The organism is Agriterribacter sp. (assembly GCF_035444585.1).
Classification (GTDB): Bacteria; Bacteroidota; Bacteroidia; order Chitinophagales; family Chitinophagaceae; genus Agriterribacter.
In genome coordinates this window covers 1-6,156 of record NZ_DAOMOZ010000253.1, presented here as the reverse complement: position 1 = coordinate 6,156, position 6,156 = coordinate 1, and the positions used below count along the sequence as shown (strand labels likewise).

Below are 6,156 nucleotides of genomic sequence, written 5' to 3'. Positions count from 1 at the left end.
CTCATAGAAATACAAAAAGACTTTGTAAATAACTTTACACATGAATTTAAAACACCTCTGGCTGTTATGAAAATAGCATCCGAGGTGCTGGCTCAGCCCGGTATAATAAAACAACCCGACCGGATGGAAAAATATACCAACATTATCTCACACGAAACAGAACACCTGCAAAACCAGGTTGAGCAATTGCTGAAAATGGCGGTGTCGGAACAAAAGGAGCTTCGTGTAAAAACGGAAGCCATCCCGGCAAAAGAACTCATTGAGCAGGCTATATCCAAGCTACAGCCCCTGATAGAGGCAGAAGCTGCAAGGATAGAAATTAAAATTGAAGACGATGATATTACCATCAGGGCCGATAAAACGCATCTTGAACTGGCCATTGTTAACCTCATTGAAAACGGGATAAAATATTCCCGCACCCCTTTAATTATTATTGAAGCAGGGAAAACCGCAACGGAAAGTTATATCTCTGTAAAAGACAATGGGGTAGGGATTGATAAAAAATATTTTAAAAATATTTTTAAGAAATTCTACCGGGTACCCACAGGCGATGTACACAATGTTAAAGGATTTGGATTAGGCCTGAATTTTGTTAAAAAAATAGTGGATGCCCATAATGGAAGAATTGTGGTACACAGCGTGCCGGGAATAGGCACAGAATTTAAGATTATTTTACCCGGATAAATACATTTATATCATGCAACCAAAAGCCAGGGTTTTACTTGCCGAAGATGATCTGTCGCTGGGTTATGTAATTAAAGATAACCTGGAGCAGGAAGGCTATAGTGTATTGCTGTGTGCCGACGGAGAACAGGCGTTGCAATATTTTCAAAAGAATGAATTTGACATTTGCCTGCTGGATGTAATGATGCCCGCCAGGGACGGCTTCAGCGTGGCTAAAAAAATCCGCCAGAAAAGCGATCTCATTCCTATTTTATTTATTACGGCCAAATCAATGGAGGAAGACAAGCTGAAAGGTTTTACCAGCGGGGCAGACGATTATATCACCAAGCCTTTCAGCATGAAAGAACTGTTGATGCGGATGGATGTATTCTTACGCAGAACAAAAAAGCTGTTCTCAGATCAGGCGCAGGAATATAAGCTGGGCAAAATGCATTTTTCGTATACCGATCTCAAAATTTACAATGGTGAAGATGTTTCCAATTTAACACAAAAAGAAGCCGACCTGCTGAAATTTTTATGTGAGCACCCCAACCATATTTTAAAAAGAGAGGAAGTATTGCTGAATGTATGGGGAAAGGATGATTATTTCCTCGGCAGGAGCATGGACGTTTTTATTACCAAGCTGCGCAAGCATTTTAAAAATGACGATTCTGTTAACCTTGAAACCATACATGGCGTAGGTTTCCGGCTTAATATACCTGCCTGATTTTTTGATTGCTCACCAATTGCCGTACATAGCAGCACCTGTGCTGATACTTCCTTTTCCTGACTTGTTTTTGTTAAGTTTGGTAAACATACTTAAAAGAAAGGATATGAACAGCACTTGCTTTATTACCCAAAAAGAATATCCCGATGAGGAGCTCCTGACGGGTTCCCAACTCAGAAAACCGTTATATGATTTTATAAGGGAGCGGTATCCCGGTTTTAATGAAAAAAGCAATATATCAGCCGCTGCATTGCAGGAACAGCGCAAAATGTATATTGAGCTGCTCCTGCGGCAGGAAATCGGCGAATTGACGGATGCCGAAAAAGAAGTAGTAAACAGCATAACGGATAACCAGATCCTTTCGGAAAATATTGTTTTACAGTCGGCCGAAAACAGCAGCCCGGGTGAAAAGCTGGCCGACCGTGTAGCCACATTTGGCGGAAGCTGGAGCTTTATTTTACTGTTCTTTTTTCTATTGCTCAGCTGGATGGGCATCAACATGTATCTGCTGCACAACAGGGGGTTTGACCCTTACCCGTTTATATTGCTCAATTTGGTGCTTTCCTGTCTTGCGGCTATACAGGCACCCATCATTATGATGAGCCAGAACAGGCAGGAGGCCAAGGACCGCGCAAGGGGGGAGCACGATTATAAGATCAATCTTAAAGCAGAGCTGGAGATCCGTCTGCTTCACGAAAAACTTGATCATTTACTGCTCGATCAAAACAGGAAGCTGCTTGAAATACAGCAAACACAAAATGATATGTTCAGCCGCATAGCTAAAAAGTTAGAAGCGCAATGAAGCGAATATTTTTTGCAGCATTCATACCAAACAGTACGGCTATACGCAGTTTGGAATAGCTGTGCAAAATATAATCTTTTATTCTAAAAGAAATGAACTAACTTAATACTACCAAAAGCTCTTTTTATGATACACCTAACGATTTCCCGCATAGCCATATGGCTTCTGGCCGTTGTTATGATTATCTTCGGTATAATGCATTTCACCAATCCAACCGGAATGCTCAACTATGTACCGCTGTATCTGCCAAGAGGAATAGTATGGGTATATTTGGTTGGCATTGCATTTATTCTTGCCGCCATGGCCTTTATCAGCAACCGTTATGTATCTCTTGCAGGTTACCTTCTGGCTGTTTTATTAATTGCGTTTGTGGTGCTCATTCACATCCCCAATCATCTGAATTCAGGTACCCCGGAATTGCGGCAGGCAGCGCTGGTTAATGCATTAAAAGACACTGCTATAGCCGGATTCGCCATGTATATCGCCAGCATTGCAAAACATCAGCGGCTAACGGAATCCGACAAATAGGCGCCCGTCCCTGAATCCCTGATAACTTTTTTATACAGCACTTCGCTTACTCCCTGCAGTAAGTGCAGGCAGGATTGGAATGCCAATCAATCAACAGTGCAGGGGCGTATAAAGCACAAGCCCAATACTGTTGCCTCAAATTCGGGTTCACTCTGTGACATAAAAAGAGGAAAATGATCATTGCCATTTTCCCCGCCTTAGTCTGAACGTTTTTAGCGCTGCGCCTCGCTCAAATAGATATCATTTATATGACTTAGTATTGTTTATTTTACCGATAATGCTTTATCAATAATAAAGTTAAGATTGGTACGGTGAGCCCTGGTTTGCTCATTGGCAGATACAGCGGTGCCCAACATTGATTTTATTTTTTTGAGTGAAGATAATGCTGCTGCTCTGGAAGCATTATCATATGCATTTGGCAACGAACTGGTTGCTATGGATGCCAGCGCTTTTACATATTCTGTTTGCAGGTTTATCCTGTACAGGTTGACATTGGTTTTAAGGTCTGCCGCAAAGAAATATTTATTCAAATCGGCTGTAAGGTCAGCAGTGCTGTACCTGTTACCATATAACCCGCTGTTGTTGATGCGCTGCAATGTAACCGGGTGCAGCAATTGTGTTAACACAGATAGCTGGATACTCTGAACAGTTGACTGGGGCTTATAGTCTTCCGTAGATCTAAAGAAATTGAAACCCCTTCGCTGAAGCTGCAGGTAAGGATACAGCAGTGCATCTGCATTGAACACACCGGGTGAAAAAATATATTTATTCAGTAATGCGAGCGCCTTTTTTTGTGTTTCCACCGGAACCGGCGTAAACGGTTTGGCAGTTGTATTTTGTCCTGCAAAGCTCCTGTCTACATATACCCCGCCAATATAACGGCTAACCGCGTTGGCCATTTGCGCCCGCTGGCTCTGCAGCATCAGGTAGCGCTGGCGGAGCTGCTGGTAGCTTTGTCCCGGCCTGCTGTACCGCTCCTTTAATTTGGGGATCATCCTGTCTACCAGCTTAAACCGGTCTTCAGCGTAAGCCATCATATCATTGCTCATATCATTGATCATTACCCTGGGATCTATGCCTCTTCCCGGCGAACGCATATCATCTGCATCATTGCCAAAAGCAAGCTGCGGTTCGGTACTGCGACTGAGTATTTTATTCAGTGCCGCTTTCTCTTCACCGGCAGCAAAAGGTGTGTAGCCGTACTCTATAGCCCATATATCGTATGGGCCCGCTTTGGTGGTATAATAATTTCCCTGCTTGCTGCGGTCAAGACTTACATTAATGGAAGGGTAGTCCATCACGGAACCGATCATGCCGGTTTTATCGGTAATGGCCTTATCATTGATCTGCGCCGGGCTGAGCATCTGGCTGGCTTTCATATTATGATTCAAACCCAGGGTATGCCCCATTTCGTGCATGACGAGATAAATAAGAAATTCCTTATGCATTTCCTTCACCGCTTCGGGCTTATTGTCCAGCGCTTCCAGCACGGTGAGCCCGGTTATATACTGTGCCTGCAATTCACGGGCGATATTGCAGTATTGAAGATGGTTCTTGCCGAAGCTTACATGCTGCTCATCAACGGCATCATTCCAGGGTAGCTGAACGCCGGGCAGCCCTGTAGCACCGGCGCCATTGAACAGGTCGTCATAATTAACGGTACCCGCACCGCTTCTCCATTCTATAGTAATATCCGCCCCCAGGATCTGTCCGGTTCGCGGGTTAAAGAAGCTTGGGCCGATAGCGCCATAGCTCGGGTAGGGGCTGCTCACCCAGCGGATAACGTTATAGCGGATATCTGCCGGATCCCAGGTGGCGGTATCGGGCATGATCTTCATAACAATGGCATTTTTAAACCCTGCTTTCTCAAAAGCTTCATTCCATTTTTCCCCGGCTTCTTTAATGATCTCCCTGTACTCAACCGGCGTTGTATTTTCAATCCAGTACACAACAGGATCCACCGGTTCGCTTATTGCTGCAGCAGGGTCTTTTTTTACAAGATACCACCGGCTGATAAAATCTTTATACGGCGTGGCCGATACAGACGTAAGATCCTGCACCTCTGCTCCAAAATAACCTACACGCGGATCATCACGGCGGGGGCGGTAATCGTTTTCCGGCATGGCAAGAAAAGAATGTTGCATACGAATGCGGTTATAACGTGCGTCCGTTACATCGGCTCCTCCCTGGTTAAAAGGCATGGGATTATCATAAACGAGATCAACCACTATGTCGGTATTGTCGGGGTACGATCTTATATGGCTGTATTTCGATTTACCCGCATTAAGCGATCCTAAATTGAATACCGCTGTGGGAGGCGTGCCCGGCGGAACCAAAGGTTTTACGGGATCCATTTTCTCGCTCAAAAACAAGCCGTCGGCGGCAACGAGGTAACCTGTTGAATCTTCAGCTACTATTTTTTCGGAGAAAAAGATAGCCGGCGCTGCATCTACATTGGCAGCCTTGCTGACAGCATTGGACGGGTCGTAATAAAAATTGGTGTTTTGCCGGGCAAATTCCAGCTTATTGAACGCTTTGCCAATGCTAAAGGCAAATGTGGCTCTTATCATATTCTGGTTCAGGTAAAGCCTTGTAGGGCCGCCCATGGAAAAGCTCTGGTATATATATTCTTTCCCCAACTGGTCTTTCTTAACATACAATTGCACACTGCCCGTTGCCGTATCCTGGTATATGGTAAAAAGCCCGTCGGTTTTTTTGCTCGACTTCGTCTTTTCAGCTACAGTAGCTTTGGGCGGTTTGGGAGGCGTTTTTTTTGTTGTGTCAACGACCGGAACAGGAGTTGCTTCGGCGTTTTTTTGTTTTTTCTGAGCCAGCACAGCTACGCCGAGAAAACAGCAGCTCATTGCCAGCAAGGCAGCTTTTTTATACATAAACGGTATTTTCCACCAAGATAGAGTGTTTGGCACTTATGGCAGCGATAATTTTGTAAGAGGCTGTTAACGGGGTTAACAGAATAAAAAGAATTACGAAAGGCAAAGCGGGTTTAGTACTATATTCGTATCATGATTATTGAGGAGCCAGCGCCTAAATATTATACTTCAATGAGCCCCTCTGCATTCCTGGACTGGGAACGGAAATCGGAGGATAAGCATGAATATGCCTCGGGTGTTATTGTTTCCATGGCAGGCGCTTCGCCGGAGCATAATCTTATTCTTTCAAATATTATTGCCCTGACCGGTACTTTTTTAAAAGGAAAATCCTGCAATATTTATCCTAGCGACCTGCGGATATATGTGCCTTCCCGGGAATCTTACTTTTATCCCGATGCCAGTATAATATGCGGAGCTTTGGATTTGTCGGATGATATAAAAGATACCGTAAAAAACCCGTCGGTTATTTTTGAGATACTCTCTCCCTCAACGGAGGACTATGACCTCGGCAGGAAGTTCTTTTTTTATATGCAGATCGGAACGCT

At 44.3% G+C, this 6,156-nt stretch carries 6 protein-coding genes; 5 read left to right on the top strand and 1 reads right to left on the bottom strand.

The genetic code is table 11. The features are described 5' to 3' along the window. The 4 genes from PLH26_RS19205 to PLH26_RS19190 all read left to right on the top strand — a co-directional run. The coding region (locus PLH26_RS19205; RefSeq protein ID WP_324587641.1) for a sensor histidine kinase at positions 1-684 on the top strand (684 nt) is incomplete at its 5' end. Positions 685-697: 13 nt separating this feature from the next. Continuing rightward, a complete protein-coding gene (locus tag PLH26_RS19200) occupies positions 698-1,390 on the top strand; it encodes a response regulator transcription factor (RefSeq protein WP_324587640.1) in 693 nt (230 codons plus the stop codon). 106 nt (positions 1,391-1,496) lie between these two features. After that, the gene (locus tag PLH26_RS19195; protein ID WP_324587639.1) at positions 1,497-2,192 is read left to right on the top strand and encodes a DUF1003 domain-containing protein; all 696 of its coding nucleotides are present in this window, start codon (positions 1,497-1,499) and stop codon (positions 2,190-2,192) included. Positions 2,193-2,318: 126 nt separating this feature from the next. Continuing rightward, on the top strand, positions 2,319-2,720 hold the full coding sequence (locus PLH26_RS19190; protein ID WP_324587638.1) for a DoxX-related protein: 402 nt from the start codon (positions 2,319-2,321) through the stop codon (positions 2,718-2,720). 263 nt (positions 2,721-2,983) lie between these two features. Here PLH26_RS19190 and PLH26_RS19185 read toward each other — a convergent pair whose 3' ends face one another. After that, positions 2,984-5,611, bottom strand: coding sequence for a zinc-dependent metalloprotease (locus PLH26_RS19185; RefSeq protein WP_324587637.1), 2,628 nt, complete (start codon positions 5,609-5,611; stop codon positions 2,984-2,986). 171 nt (positions 5,612-5,782) lie between these two features. Between PLH26_RS19185 and PLH26_RS19180 the strand changes: the two genes are divergently transcribed. After that, the coding region (locus tag PLH26_RS19180) for a Uma2 family endonuclease (protein ID WP_324587636.1) at positions 5,783-6,156 on the top strand (374 nt) is incomplete at its 3' end.